General features: G+C 60.4%; 19 protein-coding genes. 12 read left to right on the top strand and 7 right to left on the bottom strand.

What is annotated here, in order from left to right; translation table 11 throughout:
• Positions 1 to 243: 243 nt before the first annotated feature.
• Positions 244 to 3,666, top strand: a complete 3,423-nt coding sequence (locus tag DW850_RS05040) for a DUF4430 domain-containing protein (RefSeq protein WP_158565223.1) — start codon at positions 244 to 246, stop codon at positions 3,664 to 3,666.
• Positions 3,667 to 3,675: 9 nt separating this feature from the next.
• Positions 3,676 to 4,560: a DUF4430 domain-containing protein gene (locus DW850_RS05035; protein ID WP_233540620.1), complete on the top strand. Its 885-nt coding sequence runs from the start codon at positions 3,676 to 3,678 to the stop codon at positions 4,558 to 4,560.
• Positions 4,561 to 4,719: 159 nt separating this feature from the next.
• On the opposite strand, the gene DW850_RS05030 is transcribed toward DW850_RS05035, so the two are convergent.
• The 3 genes from DW850_RS05030 to DW850_RS05020 form a co-directional block, all read right to left on the bottom strand.
• Complete coding sequence (locus DW850_RS05030) at positions 4,720 to 5,127, bottom strand: GtrA family protein (RefSeq protein WP_022095123.1); 408 nt, start codon at positions 5,125 to 5,127, stop codon at positions 4,720 to 4,722.
• Between the two features lie 219 nt (positions 5,128 to 5,346).
• The gene (locus DW850_RS05025) at positions 5,347 to 5,742 is read right to left on the bottom strand and encodes a GtrA family protein (protein WP_117786421.1); all 396 of its coding nucleotides are present in this window, start codon (positions 5,740 to 5,742) and stop codon (positions 5,347 to 5,349) included.
• Between the two features lie 78 nt (positions 5,743 to 5,820).
• Positions 5,821 to 7,737 carry a fructose-1,6-bisphosphatase gene (locus tag DW850_RS05020; protein WP_117786420.1) on the bottom strand — a complete coding sequence of 639 codons (1,917 nt, stop codon included), beginning with the start codon at positions 7,735 to 7,737 and terminating at the stop codon, positions 5,821 to 5,823.
• Between the two features lie 320 nt (positions 7,738 to 8,057).
• Here DW850_RS05020 and DW850_RS05015 point away from each other — a divergent pair, with 320 nt between their 5' ends.
• Positions 8,058 to 8,948, top strand: coding sequence for a DegV family protein (locus DW850_RS05015; protein WP_117786419.1), 891 nt, complete (start codon positions 8,058 to 8,060; stop codon positions 8,946 to 8,948).
• Positions 8,949 to 9,030: 82 nt separating this feature from the next.
• Here the strand turns inward: DW850_RS05015 and DW850_RS05010 are convergent, their stop codons facing one another.
• Positions 9,031 to 10,122 (bottom strand): hypothetical protein, encoded by a 1,092-nt coding sequence (locus DW850_RS05010; RefSeq protein ID WP_117786418.1) that lies wholly within the window; start codon positions 10,120 to 10,122, stop codon positions 9,031 to 9,033.
• Positions 10,123 to 10,312: 190 nt separating this feature from the next.
• Here DW850_RS05010 and DW850_RS10160 point away from each other — a divergent pair, with 190 nt between their 5' ends.
• Positions 10,313 to 10,483, top strand: a complete 171-nt coding sequence (locus DW850_RS10160) for a hypothetical protein (protein WP_158549278.1) — start codon at positions 10,313 to 10,315, stop codon at positions 10,481 to 10,483.
• 24 nt (positions 10,484 to 10,507) lie between these two features.
• Here DW850_RS10160 and DW850_RS05005 read toward each other — a convergent pair whose 3' ends face one another.
• Both DW850_RS05005 and DW850_RS05000 read right to left on the bottom strand, forming a co-directional pair.
• A complete protein-coding gene (locus DW850_RS05005) occupies positions 10,508 to 11,611 on the bottom strand; it encodes an RsmB/NOP family class I SAM-dependent RNA methyltransferase (protein WP_117629594.1) in 1,104 nt (367 codons plus the stop codon).
• Positions 11,612 to 11,647: 36 nt separating this feature from the next.
• Positions 11,648 to 13,798, bottom strand: a complete 2,151-nt coding sequence (locus DW850_RS05000; RefSeq protein ID WP_117786417.1) for a methionine--tRNA ligase — start codon at positions 13,796 to 13,798, stop codon at positions 11,648 to 11,650.
• A 133-nt stretch (positions 13,799 to 13,931) separates the two neighbouring features.
• On the opposite strand from DW850_RS05000, the gene DW850_RS04995 reads away from it, so the two are divergent.
• The 3 genes from DW850_RS04995 (at position 13,932) to queA (ending at position 16,426) form a co-directional block, all read left to right on the top strand.
• Positions 13,932 to 14,501: a DUF3267 domain-containing protein gene (locus tag DW850_RS04995; RefSeq protein ID WP_117564474.1), complete on the top strand. Its 570-nt coding sequence runs from the start codon at positions 13,932 to 13,934 to the stop codon at positions 14,499 to 14,501.
• Positions 14,502 to 14,568: 67 nt separating this feature from the next.
• Positions 14,569 to 15,144, top strand: a complete 576-nt coding sequence (locus tag DW850_RS04990) for an epoxyqueuosine reductase QueH (RefSeq protein ID WP_117564473.1) — start codon at positions 14,569 to 14,571, stop codon at positions 15,142 to 15,144.
• A gap of 70 nt (positions 15,145 to 15,214) precedes the next feature.
• The gene (gene queA, locus DW850_RS04985) at positions 15,215 to 16,426 is read left to right on the top strand and encodes a tRNA preQ1(34) S-adenosylmethionine ribosyltransferase-isomerase QueA (protein WP_117786416.1); all 1,212 of its coding nucleotides are present in this window, start codon (positions 15,215 to 15,217) and stop codon (positions 16,424 to 16,426) included.
• A gap of 332 nt (positions 16,427 to 16,758) precedes the next feature.
• Here the strand turns inward: queA and DW850_RS04980 are convergent, their stop codons facing one another.
• Positions 16,759 to 18,540: a hypothetical protein gene (locus DW850_RS04980; protein WP_117786415.1), complete on the bottom strand. Its 1,782-nt coding sequence runs from the start codon at positions 18,538 to 18,540 to the stop codon at positions 16,759 to 16,761.
• Between the two features lie 294 nt (positions 18,541 to 18,834).
• Between DW850_RS04980 and DW850_RS04975 the strand changes: the two genes are divergently transcribed.
• The 5 genes from DW850_RS04975 (at position 18,835) to DW850_RS04955 (ending at position 22,925) form a co-directional block, all read left to right on the top strand.
• Positions 18,835 to 19,635, top strand: a complete 801-nt coding sequence (locus DW850_RS04975; RefSeq protein ID WP_006235414.1) for an SDR family NAD(P)-dependent oxidoreductase — start codon at positions 18,835 to 18,837, stop codon at positions 19,633 to 19,635.
• 454 nt (positions 19,636 to 20,089) lie between these two features.
• Positions 20,090 to 21,229, top strand: a complete 1,140-nt coding sequence (gene tgt, locus DW850_RS04970) for a tRNA guanosine(34) transglycosylase Tgt (protein WP_055250876.1) — start codon at positions 20,090 to 20,092, stop codon at positions 21,227 to 21,229.
• 213 nt (positions 21,230 to 21,442) lie between these two features.
• On the top strand, positions 21,443 to 22,201 hold the full coding sequence (locus DW850_RS04965) for a TIGR00730 family Rossman fold protein (protein WP_117564470.1): 759 nt from the start codon (positions 21,443 to 21,445) through the stop codon (positions 22,199 to 22,201).
• 113 nt (positions 22,202 to 22,314) lie between these two features.
• Positions 22,315 to 22,614, top strand: coding sequence for a type II toxin-antitoxin system RelB/DinJ family antitoxin (locus DW850_RS04960; RefSeq protein WP_055250873.1), 300 nt, complete (start codon positions 22,315 to 22,317; stop codon positions 22,612 to 22,614).
• Between the two features lie 2 nt (positions 22,615 to 22,616).
• A complete protein-coding gene (locus DW850_RS04955) occupies positions 22,617 to 22,925 on the top strand; it encodes a type II toxin-antitoxin system YafQ family toxin (protein WP_055250871.1) in 309 nt (102 codons plus the stop codon).
• Positions 22,926 to 22,937 lie beyond the last annotated feature (12 nt).

Here is a 22,937-nt window from a genome sequence, read left to right as displayed (position 1 = left end):
CTGTACCAGTAACCGTAATTCCTCTTGGCTCGGGATGTTCGCGTCGCAGATCGGATGGCGCGCCCGAGTCGTTAAGGTTAAGTCGGATCGCCTCCCATCTTGCGTGCGGCTGCGGCGTATGCCGCCGGTGTGCATAGGGCTCTGGAGGGAAGGAGGACCCCGATGGGGGAACTCGAGCGCAACATGCGCGATGACGTGGGGCAGCCTCAAGGCAACGCTCCAAGTACAGACAATGGGGGACAAATGGATATGTTTGAGGACGAGCGTGTGTGCGCCTCGTTGCATCGCCGTGGCGCGATTGCACGCGGTATAGCCAAGCGCGGCCTGGTGGCATTCCTGGCCTTCGCGATGGCCTTTGGCACCACGCCGGCTCAGCTGTGGGCCGAGGGCGCCGAGGGCATTGCCGAGGCTGTGGCTCAGGCTGCGACGCCGGGCGAGGGCACGGGTGCCGCGGACGGTGCTGCCGACGGTGTCGTTTCTGAAACCGGCTCTAACGCGAGCGATGCGTCGGTTAACGATGGCGCTTCGGCGAATGCCGCAGATAGCAACGGCGTAGCGTCGGACGATTCTGCCGCAGTCGAGGCTTCTACTGCTTCGCCGGATTCATCCGAACAGAACGTCAAAAGTGTTGTAGCCGCTTCCGATGAGGCTGAATCTCAGCCTACCGAAGCCGCAAGCCAAGAGGTCGCGGCCACGTGCTCCGTCGTCGGCACCGACGCCAAGGGCGCCCAGCAGACCTGGGCCGCCGCGCAGCAGATCGCTCTGAAGGAGGGCTCGACCGCGGCCGACCTCTCCGAGCAGCTCTTCAGGCAGGCCGGCCTCAAGGCCGACTACGACCCCAACGGCTCCTGGGGCTGGGCGCTCAACTCGATCACGTCGCCCTTCGACGCGGGCCGCACGCTCGCCTACGACCCGGCGACCGGCGCGCACTGGCAGCTGTTCGTCAACGGCAGCGTCTCCGCGGTCGGCGCCGGCGGCTACACGCTCAAGGACGGCGACTCCGTCGTCTGGTGCTACTCGAAGTACGGTGACCCCGCGCCCGCCAATCAGATTTCCGTTAGCTGCACCGTTGTCGGCCAGGACGCCTCGGGCGCTCAGCAGACATGGGCGCAGCCCACGACAGCTTTGGTGGAAGAGGGCACGACCGCTGCTGATCTTTCCGAGCAGGCCTTTAAAAAGGCCGGCATTGGCGCCAAAACGGGAAAAGGCACGTACGGCTGGTATCTCGAGTCGCTGACTTCACCGTTCAACAAGACCGTGACGCTTTCGAGCGAGAAAGTTAACGAAAACACTTGGAAATTCTGGCAGTTCTTCGTTAACGGTCAGGCGGCCAATGTCGGCGCGGGCAATTACACACTCAAGGCCGGGGACAAGGTTACCTGGGTCTATGGCTTTGATGGAACCATGCCCGGCCAGGTTTCCGTTTCAATGGAGATCATCGGTAAGAAGGATGAGAAGGCGCAGCGCTGGACCGATCCTTCGACGCAGGTGTTTGTCGAGGGCACGACGATCAAGGACGCTTCCGCTGCCTACTTCGATGCCATTGGCATTGAGTCCAAGATGTACGACCAATTTGGTTATTGGGGTGTTCATAGTCTTGTCTCCCCGCTTGATGGCACCGAGCTGTCGGGTGCATGGTCGTTCTTTGTCAACGGCGTTCCCGGGCCTCAGCTCGATAGCGATTACGTGCTCAAGTCGGGCGACAAAATCGTCTGGGCTTACGCCCCTGGCGACACCGTTCCTAATCCCGATGAAGTCGTAGTCGATCCGAGCGCTTCGCGCCCGACCGATTGGAAAGCCGACTGGAGTGGCAATTCCAATGCGGTGGTCAAGAACGTGTCCACGCCTACGGGCGCGCTGGCAAGCTCTTGGACGTTCGATTGGAGGGCCTACTCGGGTGCCACGTATCCCAATGCGAGTGAGCCTATTGTCGTGAACGGCAACGTTTACCTTGCCGTGAACAAGCGTTTGCTTAAGATCGACGCCGAGTCGGGCAAGGTGCTTGCCGAGTCGAACCTTCAGACTGCGATTGGCTACACCACGCGTCCGATTTATACGAAAGGCTTGGTCATCGTCCCGCTCGACGGCGGTGCGGTCCAGGCTCTGACGGCCGATACGCTGACGACGGTTTGGGTCACTGACTCTGTGAGCAAATCTGCCCAGTCAAATTCCCAGCTGACGGTCGATGGCAACTATCTCTACGTTGGCACCGTTGATGTCGACTATGGAACGAGTACGTACAATAACGGTCACCTGACGCGTATTAATATACTGACCGGCGCTGTTTCTTGGCAGCATGTTAATGCTGATGAGGGCTACTACTGGACGAGCGCTACAGTGGGCGACGGCTATATTCTGGTTCCGACGAGTGCGGGTACCGTTGAGATGCTTAGCAAGTCGACGGGTGATGTGCTCGGCAGCGTTTCGGTTGGTGCCATCGTCAACTCCGGCTGTGTACTGTCCAAAGACGGCAAGCATGCCTATGTGATCTCGCGTGACGGCAAGCTCCATGTGCTGGCACTGTCGGACGCAAACGCAAGGGCCTCTTCGCGCATTTCCGAAGAACGCGTCATCGATCTTGGTCTTACGGGTTGTGCCTGCATGCCCACGCTGTATGGCAATAAGCTAATTGTCGGTGGCGAGGTTTCTGGCGGTTCGGCGCTGGCGATTGTCGACCTTGATAATGACTTTGCTACGACGTTGGTTTCGTCTGCCGATGGCTCCGTGCTTCCTGCCGGTGGCATCAAGGGCGCACCGCTCGTGAGTGTCCAGGCGGATGACGCGTACGTTTATTTCACTGTCAACTATGGTGCGACTTCCGACTATGTGAGCTACACCTCGGGCGGTGGCGTGTATCGCTACAAGATGGGTGACGCGCAGGCGACCGATGCGTTTAGCGCAGCGGGACACAACAATTACTGTGACTCGCCGATTGCCTGCGATGCCAAGGGTAACCTCTACTACATCAACGATTCCGGCACGCTTTTCAAGCTGAGTGGTGGCGTTAAGGTCTCGTTTGAGACTGGCGAGGGTTCTAAGGTCGACTCCCAGACTACGGCCGACGGCAAGTTGGTCAAGCCGGCCGATCCGACGCGCGATGGCTACACCTTCGCTGGCTGGTATACCGATGAGGCTTGCACGCAGGCGTATGACTTTAGCACGCCGGTGACGGCCGATCTGACGCTGTATGCCAAGTGGACCAAGAATGCTGTTAACCCTGGCGGCAATGGCGGTTCTGACACTAATGGTGGCAACGGTGGCGCTGGCAACGGTTCCGGTGCTGGCACGGGCACGGGTTCCGGCTCCGGCACGAAGGGCCAGCAGGTCGGCGGCGCTATCGCCCCGGGTCATAAGCCGACGACCAAGACGACGGTGTCGACCAAGACCGAGACCAAGGACAACAAGTCCGACAAGAAGGACGCCGATAAGTCCGATAAGAAGGACGAGAAGAAGTCTGACAAGAAGTCTGACAAGAAGGACAGCAAGTCCGACAAGAAGTCCGATTCCAAGTCCGATACGGGTGCTGTTTCCACGACCACTGCTAAGAAGTCCTCTAGTGCTTCCGAGCAGGAGACTGGCATCAACCCGCTCGCCATTGTTGGCGTTGCCGCCGGCGTCATCGGTCTCGCCATCGTCGGCGTGCTCGTGTTCACCAAACGTCGGTAGGTGAGGGCTGTGTCCAATAAATCCAAGGACGCTGACCCCAAGCAACCAGATTCCTCGTTCATTCAGTTCGACGATGCAAAGCACCAGGGCGCCGCTTCGGCGGCGTCCGCCCCTCGTCGCAAGGCGCTCCTTGGTGTTCTGACTGCCGTGTGCACCATTCTGATCGTCGTCTCGCTGGGTTTCGTCCATCCTTCCACAAGCGGTGCCTGGTCCATCGACTGGATCATTCAGACCGTGACGGGGGAGAGCGTCGTCACCAAGGACACCAAGGCGTCTGGCTCGACTACGACTTCGGTCGAGGCCAGTTCCAAGGATTCCAAGTCATCGAATGACGCAAAGGATGAGTCCAAGGACGATTCCGAGTCTTCAAACAAGGAATCGGATAAAAGCTCGGATAGCAAGAAGTCCGATGGTCGGGACGGCAAGAAGTCTGGAGATAAATCCGCTGCCCAGAATACGGGAGCCGGCGATACTTCCAATGTGTCTGGCGGTGCTTCTTCGGGCGGCGGTCAGTCGTCTGATGGAGCCTCCAGCTCTAATGGCGGAAGCGCTCCCTCGGGCGGTCAGGGCGGCTCGCAGGAGTCCAACTACGTAACGGTAACGGTTTCGGTCACATCGAGCGCCGTGGGCAATCCTGTGTCCTCTGGTGGCACCTTTACCTTTGACGAAGGTGCTACCGTCTACGATGCCCTGTGCGCGCTGGGCCTTTCTGTCAACGCACATGGCTCGTCGTACGGCACGTATGTCTCCGCGATTGGTGGTTTGGCCGAGAAACAGTACGGCGGCACGAGTGGCTGGATGTACTCCGTCAACGGCACAACGCCCATGACGGCCTGCAGCAACTACGTTCTCTCCAACGGCGACAACGTGGTCTGGTATTACGTTACAGGCTAGAGGCCTCGACATATCGCACCAAACGGGCGGTTCGGATAAGCATCCGGGCCGCCCGTTTTTCATGCGTAGAGGACTGGGTCGCCGGGGACCTCGACAAATAAAAAACCGGTTGGAATGGGAATTCCAGCCGGTTATACATTCAAGCAAGTAGTGAATCGACTACGACCGTGCGCCCTCGAGGAAGAAGCGGCGGCTGAAGTAGTTGTACCAGGTGACGAGGAACGTGGCGATGGCCTTCATGGCCTGGTAGCCGATGCTCAAAAACGTGACACCCACAAACATGTACAGGTCGTTGAGGCCCAGACCGATCACCGACAGGATGGTGAAGATCGTGAACTCGCGCTTGCGGCTCATGCCCTCGCGATGGTCGAACACGTACTTCATGCTGAGCCAGTAGTTGACCACGACGGACGTGATGAACGAAACCGTGGTGCTCATCAAAAAGTCGAGGTGAAACAGCTCGACGAGCGCAATGAGCATACCCCAGTCGATGCCAAAGGAGATAAGGCCCACGACAGCGAACTTGAGGAACTGCTTAGTATGAGGTTGTGCCAGTGCCTTGCGCACGTAATCACATCCAATGCGTTGATGAATCGAGCAGAGGATACTTTAGAGCTTTTGCAAGGGAAACGTAAGGTCTTTGCCAAGAACTATACGAACTCGCCAAATTATCAAGTGCTAATCCGCAAACGTTGAAAATTTGCCCGTAAACGAGCGGCACCCACGGACGATACTGCGCTGAGCGCGCGTCGTCCATGGGCGCCGTAATGCTGCAGGGGTGTCGAGCTATTTGGTCTCGTCGCCCTCCAGGAAGATCTTTCGGGTCACAAAGTTGTAGACCATGACAAGCGCGGTGGCGCAAATCTTGGCGATATTGGCTTCGAGCCCCAGGCCGGCGTTGAGCGCCAGCACGATACCGTCGTTGAGCACCAAACCGATCACGGACAGCACGACAAAGATAATGAACTCGCGGCGGCGGCTCATGCCCTCCTTGTGCGCAAACACGTACTTCATGCTGGCGACGTAGTTAAAGATGAGAGAGATGATAAAGCCGCTGGTGTTGGCGATTAGGATGTTGAGGCCCAGTCCGTAGTGGAGCAGATTCATAATGCCAAAGTCGATAACCGTGGCAATGACACCGACGACGCCAAACTTCATGATCTGCGCGAGGAGCTTTTGCATGGTACCTGCCTTAAGGTGGCGCCGAAGCGCCGCGGGGATGACAAACTCAGCAAGTTTAGCCAATCCCCGCGGGTGGTGCTAGGCGCGCTCCTCGATAGCACCGTTTCTATATGCATCGAGCAGTTGACGCAGGTCCTGGATTTGGCTGCGGATCTTGGCGCCAGTATCGGTGTCGCTCACCATGCGGCGACGGTCTGCTTGGTCAAAGCGGTTAGTCTCGCTCTCGATGTCGACATTGCGGGTAAGCGCCTCGGCAACCGTGGTAAAGGCTTGGTGCGACTTAAGGCGGCATCCGCGCGAACTCGAGATAAGTGTGTAGCCGGCGATGCCCGTTTTGGGGTGGTAGGCGCGGCAGAAACCGCCATCGATGACCAGCAGCTTGCCGTTGGCGCGGATGGGCTGCTCGCCCTTGGTGGTCTTGACGGGCGTATGGCCGTTGATGATGTGGCCCGTCGGCGAGCAGGCCATGGCAGCGACGTTGAACTCGCGCATGATATCGTCGCAAACGGACGAGGACGTGGTGAGCGTGTAGTACGGGTCCATCGGCTCGACCCACGTGCTCTTGTCGGCGATGTAGGCGCGCTCAAAGGTGCGTACCACGCGTCCGCTGGCAGGTGAGTTAAAGCCGATCCACAGGTACCACATCCAGTCGAGGGCGTCTCGGTCGCCCACGCGCCAGGCACGGCGTGCAATGTAATCGCAAAAGTCGAAGTAATCGCGGCCAGCGTGCCAGGTGCCCAGGCAGTTCATGCTGCTAAAGGTGCCGTCCTCGTTGAGCGGCACGCAGCCGTGGAACAACAGGTTGCCGTTGGCGACCTTGTACATGGAGCCGTGGGAATAGAGGAAATCGATGTGGCGATGCAGGTGATCGGCGGTGACAAACTCGGACACGAGCTTGTCGATGATGTGCTGCTCCTCGGGCGTGAGCGTATAGGGGTCCGCCGGGTCGACGGTGGGGAAGTCGTTGGTCGTGAGCGGCCACACGCTGCCGTCGGCGAGCGTGACCGTGCCGGTGTCGTGGTCGATCTTGTCGAGTAGCAGGCGATCGGTCATATCGAATTCGGGGTGGCGCTGGATAATCTGGCCCTCGAGCTTAAAGAGCAGGACGTTGATGGCTTTGATTAGCGGGGTGATGGACTCACCGGCGGTGTAGGTGGCATCGGCAAAGGCGACAAGCTCACGCAGCGAGATGCCGTAGTCGTTCTCGAGAATCTCGTAGTTGTCGTAGCGTAGGTTGTTGCGCAGCACCGTGGCGATGCAGGCGGGCTCACCGGCCGCAGCGCCCATCCACAGCAGGTCGTGGTTGCCCCACTGGATGTCGAGTGAATGGTAGGTGAGCAGACGGTCCATAATCTTGGCAGCGCCGCCGCCGCGGTCGAAGATGTCGCCTACCAGGTGCAGGTGGTCGACGGCCAGGCGCTTGATGAGCGAGGCGAGTGACTCGATAAAGTCGTCGGCGCTGGCGGTCTCAAGAATGGACTCCACGATGCGCTCGTGATAACGCACGCGATAGTTGTTCTCGTCCGGATGCGTGTGCAGCAGCTCGTCGATGATGTAGGCGTAATCGCGTGGGATGGCCTTACGCACCTTGGAGCGCGTATAGCGGCTCGAAAGCGAGCGGGCGACCATGATGAGCTGGTCAAGCATCGTCCTGTACCAGGTGGGCGAGTCTTCGCGCCGGCTGCGGACCAGGTCGATCTTCTCGCGCGGGTAGTAGATGAGCGTGCACAGCTCGCCCTTTTCGTCAAAGGAAAGCGTGTCGCCAAAAATCTCGTCGACATGCTCGCGCACGACACCCGAGCAGTTGTTGAGGATGTGCATAAAGGCTTCGTACTCGCCATGCACGTCGCTCATAAAATGCTCGGTGCCTTTGGGCAGGTTGAGGATGGCCGAGAGATTGATGATCTCGGTAAACGCGGATTGCTCGGTGGGAAATTGTTTCGACAGCAGACGCAGATACTTGAAGTCTTGCGGATTGCGATCGAATGCGACCATGAAACACCTTCCGATGGGGTTGGTAAAACTGATAAACAGCGTCAAACGTTTATCAGTATGCGCCGCTTTTGTTTCGATTGGGGGTGGGAGGTCGAATTGTTGGCCGAACGGTTTGGTAAATCGATTTAGTTGAGGTAGATATGGCGGTTGGGTGGAGACGACAGAAGGTGTTTTCTCAGATATTTATGCGTGGGGTCGGTGGAGACGATGGTGGTAAAGATGCTCGCTATTATTGGTTCGATTTGGTAAATAGTGGACATATGTACCGTATGTAGGCTCACTGTGCGATAATTTGCGCAGCAATGAGTAAGGAGCCTCATATGAGTGATTTTGTCCTGACCTGTGAATCCGCCGCCGATCGAACTCGGGAGTTCTTTGAATCGCGCAATATCCCTGTCGTGTGTTTTCATTACGAGATCGACGATGTTGTCTATACGGACGATCTGTATCAGTCGATTACGCCGGACGAGTTTTTTGCTCAGATATCCGCGGGCGCCATGCCCAAGACGTCTCAGGTGAGCGTGGGTGAGTACGAGGAGTTTTGGGAGCCGCTTGTTGCCGAGGGTAAAGACGTGCTGCACCTGACGTTGTCGTCGGGTATTTCGGGTACGTATGGCTCGGCTTGCGTTGCGGCGCAGATGCTCGCGGATCGCTATCCCCAGGGCGGCAAGGTGCGCATCATCGATTCGCTGGCGGCGTCTTCGGGCTTTGGCCTGCTGGCGGAATGTGCCGCCGACGTGCGCGATAGCGGGGCTTCACTCGACGAGACGGCTGCCTGGATCGAGGAGCACAAGCTCAACCTGCACCACTGGTTCTTCTCGACCGATCTGTCGAGCTACCTGCGCGGCGGTCGCATTTCGGCTGCGAGCGCGATCATCGGCACGGCGCTTAAGATTTGCCCGCTTATGACGGTCGATTGCGAAGGTGGGCTGTCGCCACGTGAGAAGATTCGCACTAAGAAGCGCGCGATTTCCGAGATGGCTAAGACCATGATGGCACACGTGCAGGACGGTGCGGATTATTCGGGTAAGTGCATCATGTCGCACTCGGCGTGCCGCGAGGATGCCGAAGCAGTTGCGGCGCTGATCGAGGAACAGATTCCGCAGCTTAAAGGCAAGATTGAGATCAATAACATCGGTACTCTGATTGGCTCGCATACCGGACCTGGTACGGTGGCGCTCTTCTTTATGGGCGACAAGCGCGTGGATTAGTTTGCCCCATCACATCGCTGCATGATTGCTCAAACGAAAACGGCCCGCCTCACGTTTGTGGGGCGGGCCTTGCTGTTGGGGGTTAGCGTTTCTTTCCGCGGAAGAAGAAGCCGTGCAGTGACGGCTTGAGGCCGCGGTTGGCGCGATGCTCCTCGACGCGCTCGTGGATCGAAGCGACGCGCTCGATGACTTCGTCGGGAATCGGCACGTCGGGATTCATGTTCTCGACCTGGCTGACCTCGGCGGCGGAGACCTGGTCGATAATGGGCACATCGTCGTGCGAGATGACAGGTGTGGCGTCTTCCTTCATCTTGCGATAACGCTGCATCATGTCGGTCTGTAGCTGCTGGGCCGAAGGCGGCGTCCAGATGATGGCGTTGGCGCCGGCGGCGATGGTTTCACGGATGCTTTCTGGCGTCTTGCCGCCCGGCGCGATGAGCGGCAGGTTGGGATAGTGCTCGCGCAGTTCACGCAGGACCTGCGGCGTGTTTTTGCCAGCGGCGATGTTAAGAATCTTGGCGCCGGCGCGCACCTTTGCGTGAGCATCGTCGTCGCAACGTACGACCGTGGCGATGACGGGGATGTCGGCGATGTTGGTGATGTGCTCGACCATCTCGGCGGTGGCGGGGGAGTTGACCACACAGCCCGCCGCGCCCTGCATCTCGGAGACGGCTGCCATCTGAACGGAGCGCTTACCGGTCGTAGTTCCGCCGCCCACGCCTACAAAGACCGGGCACTCGGCGACGGTCAACAGTGCCTGCGTAATGGCCGGCTGCGGCGTGAAGGGGTAAACGGCAAAGACGGCATCGGCGTTGGAGTTGCGGATAACCGCGACATCGGTGGTGTAAATGAGCGACTTGATGCGGCGGCCGAAGAGCGTGAAGCCGCTGGCCTCCTCGATCTCGTCGGGCATGCGAAGGGCAGCCTTGCGCAGACGTCCGTCGATGGGCAGGGGCTCCATAGGGAGCAGGCCGTTGGGCGTGACGGCTACCTGGGGCTCGGTGAACTCGTCTGCGAGCTCGACCTCGGAGAAATCGACCGAGGCGACGATGTCTTCGTGAACCTCGGCGGGCACATCGATGGGAGCTTGGTCGTTTGCCGCGGCAGGCGTGTCGAAGGAGCTGGTGCCGACGAAGGCGTCGACGCGCTCGTTTAGATCGTTGAGGGTATCCATGGAGGCTCGATTCTATGTGATGACGGCCGGCAGGGTACCGGCAGCGTTGTGCTTGCTAAATCGTTTGACGAGTTGATTTTTCCCCGCCGCGTCCTCCGTTAGACCGAAGGGCGGCGAACGTGAAGGAGCTGTGGTGGCGGGGATCGAGGTGCTATCTTGAAAGTCCCGTTTAAAAGAGAGGTGACGCGGTATGGAATTGACAGCAATGTTGGGCTCGATTGGCCTGTGTGTGGGCGCAATCGTTGCCGCCGCGGTCATCTACTTTGTGGTCACGGCCATTAAGGGCAAAAGGGTCGAACGCAAGGAGCGCGCGATGCTTAAACAGCATCGCGACCAGCAGGGCAAACGCGCACAGAGATAGCTTGTTGAGTTTTGGATCCGTGCGCTAGCTGCGTTTTCGGATCAGGGCAATGTAGAAGCCCTCAAAGTCGCGGCTAGGCGGAATGGTCAGCGTGCCGGGCATACCGTTGGCGACGGACGAGACGTGGCTGGCGGCGATGGCCTCGGTGAGGGCGTTGCACTCGATGCGTGGCTCTTCGCCAACTTCCTGAGCACGGCGCGTTTCACTTTCGCTCGGCGTGCCGTCGAGGGGGATAAGCTCGCAATCCATGTGCTTGTCGAGGGCCTCTTGCAGGGCGTCCTCGTTTTCCTGCGGCAAGATCGAACAAGTCGAATAGACGAGCGTGCCGCCCGGTTTAAGGGCTCCCATGGCGCGGTCCAGAAGTGCTCGCTGCGAGCGGGCACACTTGCTCAGCAGCTGCTCGGTCAGGCCGCGCAGGCTTTTCTCGTTGCCGCTGATGACGGTGCCCGTGCCGGTGCAGGGGGCGTCGAGCAGGATGCGGTCAAAGCGGAAGAACTCGTCGAGCTCGCGTGCGTCGATGCGCATGACGGGCACGTTTTTTGCGCCTTGGCGGTGGAGGTTGGCTTCGAGCTTCTCGGCGCGGGGAATGCTCATCTCGCAGGCGGTAAGGTGCGCCTGCCCCTGCGTGAGGGCGGCGATCTGCGTCGTCTTGCCACCGGGGGCTGCGCACATGTCCAGGATGTCCTCGCCTGCCTGTGCGCCCAGGACCAGCGGCGGCATCATGGACGACAGGCTCTGCAGGTAGATTTTGCCGTCGCGGTAGATGTCGAGATCCCACAGATCGGAAACCTGGGCCTCGGGCAGGATAAAGGCGTCCGGGTACCAGGCGACAGCGTTGTGGGCGATGCCGGCGGCATCGAGCGCCGCAGCGATGTCCTCGGCGGTTGCCTTGAGCGTGTTGGCGCGCAGCGTGACCGGGCGTGTGGCCGCGGCGCCGAAGCCCTCGATCATGAGCTCGGCATCGGCGGGCGCATAGGCGCCGGCGACCGTGTCGACCATAAAGCGCGGCAGGTCGGCGGCGCAAGGAAGGGCGGCAAGCTGGTCGGAAAGCTCGGTGGCGGCAAACTGCCTGAGCTTGAGCTCGGCCTTGACCTGCTTTTTCTGCTTACGACGACGCGGCTTGGACATCCGTCTTTCCTTCCCATTCCATTACATGTCGAGTGTTTAGTACTGGCTCTCGTGCTTGCTAAAGAAGTCGAAGCGCGGGGGCAGCGGCTTTACGCGGTGCTCGCCGGGCTTCTCGCCCAAGCTCTCCACAAACTCATCCGTGGAGGCGAAGATGTTATCCCAGCTAAAGAAGGCGACCGGGTCGATGTCGAAGTACTCGCAGATGAGCTCGCAGCCGGCAGGGACGATGCCGTGCATGAGCACGGTCGCCACGCGCAGCTCGGTAAAGGCGTCGACGAGCGCCTGCGTCATTGCGGCGTTTGCCTCGTTACCCTCGAGCTTGTTGGCGGCCTTGGAAGCGTCGCTCCAGCGCTTGTTGGCGGCGCGCAGGTAGTCGTCGCACACGGCAAGCGCGCGGTGCGTCTCGAACTTGTACATAGCCTGCTCAAAGGCGAGAGCTGCCTGCTCGGCGGCTTCGACCACGGTGTCAGAAGCGGCACCGGCGGGGATGCAGCCGTTGCGGTAGGGGCTCTCGTCGCCTTCCTTGACGGCGACGCCGTAGAAGCAGCTGCGGGCCAGACGGTTGAACACGCCGGTCAGCAGCGCGCTCTCCTTAAGGGCCGGGTCGATAACGCGCTTGTCGTCGCAGGCGCGTACCTCGTTGCCGTCCTTGTCCTTGCCGGTCACACGCGTGTCGTATGCCTTGGGGCTAAAGCTCACCGGCTTTTCGGATAGGCCGAGCGACAGCCAGTGCGCGCGCATCTGCTCGCAGGTGTAGTGGTTGAGCAGGTCGTCTGCCGGCGGGGGAGGCGTCTGCGAGGACGAGCTGGCCTTTTTGCCCATGTAGAGCAGGTGGTAGCAGGCGCTGACGGTGCTCTGCGTGAGGTCCCAGCCCAGGGCCTCCCACATGGCGGTCTGCGCGATGCAGTAGAAATAGATGTTGTCCTGACCGATGAACTGGTAAATCTGAGCGTCGTCAGAGCACCACCAGTCGCGCCAGTCGAGCGAGCTGTGCTGGTAGGTGGGTGCGGGCACCTGCGTGGAGTCGGCGGCGGGCTCGCCCATGAGGGCGGCATCCTGGGCGGCGACGCCCTCGGTCACGCCGGCGGCCTTGGCATCGCGCGCGAGCACGGTACGCGTATAGCTGATGGGCGCCCACAGGCTCTCGGGCCAGCACCAGCAGGTGACGTCGGAGACGCCATCGACCTCGGGCACCGGAACGCCCCAGTCGATGTTGCCGGTGATGCGGAAGGGCACGAGTGCCTTGCCGCTGCGGAAGCGCACGCCACCGTTGGCGAGCACCGCGTGGGCGTCGTCGCGCTCCTTCCAGCTGGGGAAGGTGACGGTAAAGCTGCTCTTGTTGCCCTCGGGCTCCAGCACGGTGTGCTCGGGGAGCTGGTCCTCGACGGCATCGAAGGCCTCGCGGAACTTGTTCTGGATGTAGAGCTGAGCCGGCAGCAGCCACTCCTCCATGGTCTTGGAGACCACGGAGCGAACCTGCGGGTTCTGGGCGAGCTTGGCGGTGTAGGTCTTCATAAAGTCGAGGTAGGCCGGCAGGTCAAAGTAGAGATTGTCGACCGGGCGCAGCTCGGGCACCTCGCCGGTGAGCTGGCTCTTGGGCGCGATGAGCTCCTCGGGCTCAAACTGGTGGCCCAGATCGCACTCGTCGGCATAAGCCTTCTCGGACTTGCAGCCCTGGATGGGGCAGCGGCCGATGACCTGGCGGCCGTTGAGGAACGTGCCGGCCTTGGCATCGTAGAACTGCAGCGTGGAGCGCTTGGAGATGGTGCCCTGCTCGTGCAGGCGCTCGATAATCTCGGCAGTCACCTCGTTGTGGATCTGGGCCGCCGGCTCAAGGCCCGAGCCGCCGTAGATGTCGCAGCTGATGTTGTAGTTGTTGAGGGTCGCGGCCTGGCGGGAGTGATTGGACTCGACATACTCGCCGATGGACTTGTCGTAGCCCTCGTTCTCCTTGAGCTTGCGGTAGCTCTCCATGATGGGCGAACCGTAGCAGTCGGTGCCCGAGGTGAAGATGACGTTTTCGCGGCCCAGGCGGTCGCGCAGGAAGCGGGCGAAGAAGTCGGCCGGGACAAAGACGCCGCCGACGTGGCCAAAGTGCAGACCCTTGTTGCCGTAGGGCTCGCCGGCGGTAACGATGGCGCGGCGCGGCCAGCTGGGACGGTCGTTCATGGAGTATTTGGATGCCATGGGACTCCTTCGCATATAGGTAAGAGCGCGGCCGGGCACGGGGTTCGGCGGCGCGGTGGTCAATTCGTGCATATCGTTCGACATTATCGCACATGCGGGCGGGTGCGTGGCAGGGGCGCTATCCTAAGATGCTATGAATGAGATTTCCAACATACATGCGTTTGAGGACGAGGATTTTCTACACGCTTGCTTCGTGTGGGGGATGGCCGTGATCGCGGTGTTTGCCGTGTGCCTGGTGCCGGTGTTTATGCTGTTGGGCGGGCCTGCGGACTTGGACGCGGCTGAGGCGGGCGGCTGGATGGCTGTCGTGGGCTGGATAGTCGGCTTGGCTGCGGTCTCAATGGCATCGTTTGCCGTGCACGAGCTGGTGCATGCGGTGTTTTTTAAGCTGCTGGCGCCTGCGGGCGCGCAGGTGACCTTTGGGGCGAATCGCGAGACGGCGATGATCTATGCCTGCGCCGAGGGCGTTGTGTATTCGCGCCGGCGGTACATGGCGGTTTGCCTGGCGCCGACGGTTGTTGTGACGACAGCATTTGCCCTGGGGTTTGCGTTCTCGGACTATCCGCTGCTGTGCTACCTGGCGGCTGGTCTGCACTTGTCGGGCTGTGTGGGTGATTGGTATTACGTGCGGACCATTCTGCGCGACCGCCGTATCGTCGCCTGCGAGGATACGTCCTTTGGCGTGCGCTTTTTCGCAAAGTAGTCTTTTTGGGACGGGGCTATTTTAGCTGCCATGATGTCGGGGTGAGTTTTCTGGGACGGGGATGTCGATGAAGTCGTTGTTGCTGCATGCGTGCTGTGCACCATGCTCGCTTGAGCCGGTTCGCCTGCTGCGCGAGGAGGGGTTTGAGCCCACGATTTGCTGGACCAATCCCAATATTCAACCGCGCGATGAATGGCGGCGGCGTCTGGACGAGCTGCGCCGGTGGTGTGCCGATGGCGACATCGAGCTCATCGAGGCGGGGGAGGACCGCGAGCGCTGGGAGGCCGGCGTGGCCCCGCTGGGTGCCGATCGGCCCCGTCGCTGTCGCTCGTGCTATGCCTTGCGCTTGGCCGAGGCATGCCGCGTTGCCCAGGAGCGCAGGTTTGAATATGTGGGTACGACGCTCGCCGTCTCGCCGTATCAGCTGTTCGACACCTGCAATGACGTGCTTGAGCGTTTGGCGGCCGCCCATGGGCTCACCCCGGTGATTCGCGATTTTCGCCCGTATTATCCCGAGGCTACGCGCCGTTCGCGCGAACTGGGCATGTATCGACAGAACTACTGCGGCTGCCGCTTTTCTGCTGTCGAGGCGGCCATGGACCGCGCCCGCATCCGCGACGAGCGCAAAGCCGCCAAAAAGTAGTTCGTTTGGGACGTCAGCCTGCTAGGATGTAGAGCGGACTTTAGCTATATAAGGAGTATCCGACGTGTCTATGCGTACCGATGATTTTGACTACAACCTTCCTGAGGAACTGATTGCCCAGGCTCCTGCCGAGCCGCGCGACTCCTGCCGCCTGCTGGTGGTGGATCGCAAAGGCTCCCAGGCGGGGAAGCCGCTGGAGCACGGCGGTACCGTTGAGCACCGCATCTTCCGCGACATCATCGACTATATCGAGCCGGGCGATGTGCTCGTCATCAACAAGACGCGTGTGATGCCGGCCCGCCTGATCGGTCGTAAAGCCGGCTCGGGTGGCGTGGTCGAGACGCTGCTGCTCAAGCGCCGTGAGGATGTTGACCCGCTGGGCCACGTTTGGGAGTGCCTGGTCAAGCCGGGTAAGCGCCTGAAGCCCGGTGCTCAGATTGAGTATCGCGCCGGTGGCGCCCATGCGCCCGAGGGGGCTCCCGTGGTGCTGACGGCCGAGGTCATCGACTTTGTCTCCGATAGCCGCGGAGGCCGTCTGGTGCGCTTTGAGCCGGCCGGCTGCAATGCCGCCGGCGAGCCGCGCACGCTCGACGAGGCCATTCATGCTGCCGGTCACGTGCCGCTGCCGCCCTACATTACCGATTACGAGGACGATCCCGAGAAGTACCAGACCGTCTACGCCATGAAGGAGGAGCACTCGGCTGCCGCTCCTACGGCGGGTCTGCACTTTACCCCCGAGCTCATGGCCGCTATCGAGGCCAAGGGCGCGAAGTTTGCCGCCGTCGAGCTCGAGGTGGGTATTGATACCTTCCGTCTGGTGGAGGAGGACGACCCCACGCAGCACGTCATGCACACCGAGCGCTACCACGTGTCACAGGAGGTTGTCGACGCCGTGCATAAGGCGAAGGCCGAGGGGCACCGCGTGATCGCCGTCGGCACCACCGCAGTACGCTCGCTCGAGAGCGCCTTTGACGCTGAGGCACCGGTGTCCGATCCGGCCGTGACGGCGCGCTATTTTGAGGGCCGCGAGGATGGGGCCGATACGCTCGGCCGCGGCGACATCGTGGCGCGCGAGAACGCTACGACGCAGCTCTACCTCATGCCCGGCTCGACCTATCACGTGGTCGACGCGCTGATCACGAACTTCCACGTGCCGCGCTCCACGCTCATGATGCTCGTAAGCGCGCTTGCCACCCGCGACCAGATCATGGATGCCTACGCCGCTGCCATCGAAGAGCGCTACCGCTTCTTCAGCTTTGGCGACGCGATGCTCATTTTGTAGGTTACGGCGTTTTGCAAACGCCGTAACCGGCCGACGCTGCAAACCCCCCTAAGCGGCAATCTGACGTTCAATCGTCGGGCATGAGCAGAAGGTCAATGCCCTCCTCTTTCACGTCACCTTGCTCGCTTAGGGGCGTTTTCGCTGACTTTGCCAAAGCATCGGCAGGTACTCATTGGGGACGTACTTAAATGAGTGCCTGCAGAATGAGAGTGGATAATCTCCCGTTTTTGGCCTGCTTGGGGGCTCAAAGTGGGAGATTATCCACTCTCGTCATTGGGCTTGTCGTTGGGGACGTTCTTGTTTGACTAGTCGTTTAAGAACGTCCCCAATGACTACTTGCTTGCGAACAGCCAGACTAGGATGATCACCAGGATTGCGGCGATGATGCAGGCGATGGCTCCGGTGAATTTGACGCGTGAGTCGCGGGTGCGCTCTCGTACGTCGTCTTCGGCGGCCTCGAGCTGGTCGACTTCTTGCTCGGTCTCGGCGTGTTCGGCTTTGTCTCGGGCCAAGGATCCTGCAAGCGACTCAGTGATTTCTGGGTGGTCGTGCACCTCGGTCGCCTGTTCGATGATCGACTGTGCATGTGCGGCATCTGCTTGGGCGTTGGCGATGGTCTGCTCCTGCTCGCGGCGTGCCTTGTCCTCCGCGGCGATCTTCTCGCGCAGTTCGCGCTGACGAGTCGCGGCGGCGGTCTTTGCCGTCTGCAGCGCGTCGCGCGCGGCATCGGCTTCGGTCGTCACGGCTTGGTGCGCGCGTTTTGCGTCGGCGATAGGGGCTTGAGCCTGCTCGACGGCCTGCTCGGCTGCGGCAAGCGAGTGCTCAAGGTCGGCGGTGATGCGCGGGACATCTTCTTCGGCTTTACGCAGGGCATCTGCCGTGTCGGAAATCTGCATCGAGAGCTCGCTGGTGCGCACGGTGTAATTGGCGGGATTTGCCGAAGGGTTGCGCTGCAGCTCGGCATACTCGCGACGCAAGGTCTCGAGCTGTGCGCGCGTAGCATCGGCAGTTTGTCGTGCGGCGGCGACACCGGTATCGCGCTCAGCCTTCACTTTGTCGCGGATGCGCTTGGAATCCTCAAGGCGACGAACCAGGCGGTTGCCGGTCTCGCGCGAACTCGCCTCGCGGGCTTCCACGGCGTCGAGTGCAGCCTTCAGGCGGAGCTCGGTCGCATCGTCCTCTGCCTTCATTTGCTCGAGCTGGCCCTTGAGCTCAGTCGCTTTGGAGGCGTGGGCATCACGATCAATCTCGGCGGCCGCTGCAGTCTTTTGGGCCGTGGCAATCGCCTGGCGCTGGTCGGCGACGATCTGGTCGTAGCGGCCTGCGATATCCTGGCGCGTCTCGAGTTCCTCGGCCTGATCGGCAATGCGCTGCTCAAGTTCGGCCAGGTGGGCGCGGGCATCGGCAAGTGCCTTTTTCGCGGCGTTCATCTCGCGCATGGCCGAGGCACCCTGGGCGATAAAGGTGCCCACGGCGTTCGCGGTGTTCGAGACGGCGGTCCCCAGATCGCGGCTCGCGGCGGGGGAGTGCGGGGCGGTCGGGCGAGCGGTGTCGGCAGCGTCCGCATCGGTAGCCTGCGGCGCGGCGATATTGCCGGTGCCGCCTTCGATCACGGAAAAGCCCGCTGCGTGTGGGTCGACCGCGTCGGTGCCGATCGTGGGGTGCTCGAGTTGCAGGAACGAGGGCATGGTGCTGCCCTGGTCGGCAACCGGGGTCTCGCCGGGCACAAACGTCGAGGCGGCCTCGGCAGCTTCCTCTTCCTCGGCGTCGACATCGGCATCGGCGACAGCGTCTTTCATCGCTTTGACGGCATCCATCATGGAGTCCATGACGGCGTCGAGCTCTTCTTCCGAAGACACCTCGATGGGGCCTGCTGCTTGCGGAGCGTTCTCAGCCTTGGGCTCAGTATCGCTCGGGTCCGGCTGCTCTAGCTGCTCTTCTTTGTCTTGCTCTGCGGCGACATTTGCGTCTGCGGCCTCGTCTGCGGCGGCAGGAGCCTCCTCGACAGCGGCATCAATGCCGCCATCGCTTCTGGTGGAAGTATCGCAGTCGTCAATGGTGTCTGCGGAATTATCAATATGCTGTTGAGTCTGGGGGTCCAGCTCGTCTGTCATAGGCATGTGCTCCTCATCGTTGTTTGTCACCCTATGATAAAGTCTCGCGCCGACATCCCGCGCGCTGCAGCAAAGTTTCAAAACGTGTTCGATGGCTCGCGTCGATAGCAAAAACTCGGCCACTTTATCCAGTTTGTACTTGACATTCCCTTCGCCGAAAGACGTTGCGCCGTTCGCCTGCCATGGGCTTTATTTTTCGCTTGAACCCGCTAAAGTTGCATTTCAGCTTTTGGCGCGTGAAGTTGGATGCGCGCAGTCGACGGGCAGGCCCGTCGCGATTTGAAAGGACTTTGTATGGGACTTTTCACTGGTAAGACCGTGATCGTTACCGGCGGCGGCAAGGCCACGCTTAAGGACGGCTCCGCTGGTTCCATCGGCTACGGCATCGATATCGCTTTTGCCAAGGAGGGCGCAAACCTCGTCATCACCGGCCGCAACGTCGCCAAGCTCGAGGCCGCCAAGGAATCCCTCGAGGCCGAGTACGGTGTCAAGGTTCTGCCTGTTCAGGCCGATGTTTCTGCTGGTCAGGACAACGAGGCTGTCGTCCAGAACGTCATCGACAAGGCCATTGAGGAGTTCGGCCGCATCGACGCCGTCGTCAACAACGCTCAGGCCAGCGCCTCGGGCGTGACCATTGCCGATCACACCATGGATCAGTTTAACCTGGCCATTTACTCTGGCCTGTATGCCACCTACCTGTACATGCAGAAGGCCTATCCGCACCTGAAGGAGACCAAGGGCTCCGTGGTCAACTTTGCTTCGGGCGCCGGCCTGTTTGGCAACTACGGCCAGTGCAGCTATGCCGCCGCCAAGGAAGGCATCCGTGGTCTGACTCGCGTTGCCGCCAACGAGTGGGGCAAGGACGGCATCAACGTCAATATCGTTTGCCCGCTTGCTTGGACCGCCGCGCTCGAGAACTTCCAGGATGCCTATCCCGAGGCGTTCAAGGCCAACGTCCACATGCCGCCGGCAGGCCACTACGGCGACGTCGAGAAGGAAATCGGCCGCGTTGTCGTTCAGCTCTGCGGTCCCGACTTTAAGTATATGAACGGCGAGACCGTCACCCTCGAGGGTGGCATGGGCCAGCGTCCGTAGGGTTACGCGGTTTTACCAAACCGCGTAACGGGTCGACGCTGCGCGGTCACCAGGGCGACAACTTGTCATTCAAAGAGGGCGGCATGACCAGAAGGTCAATGCCGCCCTCTTTTCATGCCAATTTGTTCGCCCTGGTGACCGCTCGCTGACGTTGTCAAAACATCGGCGTTGCCAAAATATCGGCGTTGCCGTGGCTGGTAAATAGCTCCACTCATCGGGGACGTACTTAAATGAGTACCCGCAGAATGAAAGTGGATAATCTCCCGTTTTTGGGCTGTGCTTTGGGCAAAAGTGGGAGATTATCCACGCTCATCCGGTAAGCGTCCAAAAATCCACGCTCATTTGCCGTGTCCCTGCCGTATCCTCCTCGCACCAGTTTCTGTCGAGTCGGTGCTTCTTGCGGGTTGCCCGTATAATGGTTTGCGTATGAACCGCAACCAAGGAGTTCCAGTTTATGGACCAGAACCTTTTTAAATTCGACCTGATTGCCGAGGATCCGACGACGCACGCGCGCGCCGGCGTGCTGCACACCCCGCACGGCGACATCGAGACGCCGATCTTTATGCCCGTGGGCACCAAGGCAAACGTCAAGGGCATTCCTACCGAGACTGTCAAGAAGCTCGGCGCCCAGATCGTGCTCGCCAATACCTATCATCTGTCCATGCGTCCCGGCGAGGATACCATCGCCGAGCTGGGCGGCCTGCACAAGTTCATGAACTGGCACGGCCCCATCCTCACCGACTCGGGCGGTTTCCAGGTCTTCAGCCACAACGATGCCGTCAAGCTCACCGATGAGGGCGTGCGCTTTATCGTCAACGATTACGACGGCCGCCACGTGTTTTGGACGCCCGAGGACAACATGGAAATCGCCATGAAACTCGGCTCCGATATCTGCATGCAGCTCGACCAGTGCCCGGGCTATCCCGCCACGCGCGCCTACGTTGAGCGCGCCGTTGAGCTGTCGAGCATGTGGGCCGAGCGCTGCTATAAGGCGCATACCCGCGATGACCAGGCGCTCTTTGGCATCGTTCAGGGCGGCATGCACCTGGATCTGCGCCTGCGTTCGCTGCGCCATCTGGAGGAGTGCGGCGACTTCCCGGGCTATGGTATCGGTGGCTATTCGGTGGGCGAGGATCACGAGACCATGTTCGAGACCCTGGCGCCGCTCGTGAGCGAGTACATGCCCAAGCATAAGCCGCGCTACCTGATGGGTGTCGGCAACCCGACCACGCTCGTGCGCGGCGTTGGCGTGGGCATCGACATGTTTGACTGCGTGCTGCCGACGCGCACCGGCCGTATGGGCACGGCATTCTCCAGCGAGGGTCGCCTCAACTTCCGCAACGCTCGCTTTGCGCACGACGACGGTCCCATCGATCCCACCTGCACCTGCCCGGTGTGCACGGGCGGTTACAGCCGTGCGCTCATCCGTCACATGGTCACGCAGAAGGAGATGCTCGGCGGCATTCTGCTTTCGATGCACAACATCTACTACCTGCTCAACCTTATGCAGCGGGCCCGCCAGGCCATTATCGAGGGCCGCTACGGCGCGTTCGTGAGCGACTGGATGAACAGCCCTGCGGCGGTGGATTACTAAGAGCAGCACGGGCGCTTGCAGAGCGCGGGCAACGGCAAGGGGCGAGCGCCGGCCGGTCATCACGTTTGCTAACACCGCTTGCGCGACCGATGACCGATAGCTTGCAAGCACTTGATGCATCGTGGGTACCATACCGAATAGTTGATGTTCGGGCGGGTGTTTGACGCATGGCGTCGACCCCGCCCGCTTTTCTTTTTCTCGATAGGAGTACCCATGATTAAGAATGAGAACGTCGAGGGCGAGCCTGCCTACGACGAGACGTACCGCCGCGGCCCCGTGGTCATGCGCGGCCCCATGATTCCCAAGGACAACACCTACGCCAACCTGCTGGCGCCCGAGGACTCGACCGACTGGTTGCACACCGACCCCTGGCGCGTGCTGCGCATTCAGGCAGAGTTCGTTGATGGTTTTGGCGCACTTGCCGAGCTTGGTCCTGCGGTGACCATCTTCGGCAGTGCCCGCACGCCCAAGACCGATCCGCTCTACAAGGCGGCACGCGCCGTTGGCCGCAAGATCGCCCAGCGCGGCGTGGCGGTTATCACCGGCGGTGGTCCCGGCGTCATGGAGGCGGCCAACAGGGGAGCGGCGAGCGCCAACGGCAAGTCGGTCGGCTTGGGTATCGAGCTTCCGCACGAGCAGGGGCTCAATAAATACGTGAACCTCGGCATGGACTTCCGCTACTTCTTTGTGCGCAAAACCATGTTCGTTAAGTACAGCTCGGGCGCCATCGTATTTCCCGGCGGCTTTGGCACGCTCGACGAGATGTTCGAGGTTCTCACGCTGGTGCAGACGCACAAGGTCAAGCGCATGCCGCTCGTGCTGGTGGGCACCGAGTACTGGCAGGGCCTATTCGACTGGCTCAACGGCCCGGTGATGAGCACCGGTATGATTAGCCCGCTCGATCCGGATCTGGTACACATTACCGACGACCTCAACGAGGCCGTTGACATTGCGCTCAGCGGGCTGATGTAGATCAATCGTGCCCACGCGACATGAATACGCATGGCAATATGATGTTATCTAACATCAGATTGCCATTTATATTGGGTATACTGGTGTAAAAGACGAGGGCGAGGAGGTCGCAAATGTCTACAGCAACAGTTAAGCCTACGACGGTTCGAATCGAAGAGGGGCTCAAGGAGCAGGCGACTGAGTTCTTGGATTCGGTCGGCCTCAGCCTCAATTCCTATCTCAATCTTGCCGTTCGGCAGCTGGTAAATCAGCGAAAGATTCCTTTTGAGATTGTAGGAAGGGCGGAGGTGCCCAACGAGGTGACGAGGCGCGCCATGGTGATCGCCGAGGCTCATGAGCTGGGGATTTTGCCGGACGATAGCCTGTCATTCAATAACGCTGATGAGCTTATGTCATTCCTCGATGAGGAATAGCGATGTTCGAGATTAAAGTCGAGGCTCAATTTAAGGTGGACTACAAACGAACGATGCGCATGCATCCGCAGCTAAAAAGTGAGTTTAAAGCGGCGGTTGCAGAGCTTGTGGCTCATGGGTCACTTCCGGCGGAGTATGGCGCCCACGAGCTCTCAAACCCGGGCGGAAACTACAACGGCCACATCGATTTCCACCTATCCGATGGCTTGGTCGATGTGGTCGTTCTTTATCTTCCCCATAAGACTAACCCAGTGATTAGGCTGGTGAGAATGGGCACTCATCAGGAACTGTTTCAGGGTCCGCTGGGCTGATCGCCGATTTCT

It is taken from the genome of Collinsella sp. AM36-4AA, assembly GCF_003467795.1.
In the GTDB taxonomy this organism is placed as follows: Bacteria; Actinomycetota; Coriobacteriia; order Coriobacteriales; family Coriobacteriaceae; genus Collinsella.
The sequence above is the reverse complement of the archived record's forward strand: the minus strand, read 5'-3'. Positions and strand labels throughout refer to the sequence as shown.

Coding starts and splice junctions, on each gene's coding strand:
- DW850_RS04980 (WP_117786415.1), bottom strand. CDS start 18,540: ATGACAGACGAGCTGGACCCCCAGACTCAACAGCATATTGATAATTCC.
- DW850_RS05010 (WP_117786418.1), bottom strand. CDS start 10,122: ATGGATACCCTCAACGATCTAAACGAGCGCGTCGACGCCTTCGTCGGC.
- DW850_RS04955 (WP_055250871.1), top strand. CDS start 22,617: ATGTTCGAGATTAAAGTCGAGGCTCAATTTAAGGTGGACTACAAACGA.
- DW850_RS04960 (WP_055250873.1), top strand. CDS start 22,315: ATGTCTACAGCAACAGTTAAGCCTACGACGGTTCGAATCGAAGAGGGG.
- queA (WP_117786416.1), top strand. CDS start 15,215: ATGCGTACCGATGATTTTGACTACAACCTTCCTGAGGAACTGATTGCC.
- DW850_RS05020 (WP_117786420.1), bottom strand. CDS start 7,737: ATGGTCGCATTCGATCGCAATCCGCAAGACTTCAAGTATCTGCGTCTG.
- DW850_RS04965 (WP_117564470.1), top strand. CDS start 21,443: ATGATTAAGAATGAGAACGTCGAGGGCGAGCCTGCCTACGACGAGACG.
- tgt (WP_055250876.1), top strand. CDS start 20,090: ATGGACCAGAACCTTTTTAAATTCGACCTGATTGCCGAGGATCCGACG.
- DW850_RS04975 (WP_006235414.1), top strand. CDS start 18,835: ATGGGACTTTTCACTGGTAAGACCGTGATCGTTACCGGCGGCGGCAAG.
- DW850_RS05025 (WP_117786421.1), bottom strand. CDS start 5,742: ATGCAAAAGCTCCTCGCGCAGATCATGAAGTTTGGCGTCGTCGGTGTC.
- DW850_RS10160 (WP_158549278.1), top strand. CDS start 10,313: ATGGAATTGACAGCAATGTTGGGCTCGATTGGCCTGTGTGTGGGCGCA.
- DW850_RS05005 (WP_117629594.1), bottom strand. CDS start 11,611: ATGTCCAAGCCGCGTCGTCGTAAGCAGAAAAAGCAGGTCAAGGCCGAG.
- DW850_RS05040 (WP_158565223.1), top strand. CDS start 244: ATGGATATGTTTGAGGACGAGCGTGTGTGCGCCTCGTTGCATCGCCGT.
- DW850_RS04995 (WP_117564474.1), top strand. CDS start 13,932: ATGAATGAGATTTCCAACATACATGCGTTTGAGGACGAGGATTTTCTA.
- DW850_RS05000 (WP_117786417.1), bottom strand. CDS start 13,798: ATGGCATCCAAATACTCCATGAACGACCGTCCCAGCTGGCCGCGCCGC.
- DW850_RS04990 (WP_117564473.1), top strand. CDS start 14,569: ATGAAGTCGTTGTTGCTGCATGCGTGCTGTGCACCATGCTCGCTTGAG.
- DW850_RS05015 (WP_117786419.1), top strand. CDS start 8,058: ATGAGTGATTTTGTCCTGACCTGTGAATCCGCCGCCGATCGAACTCGG.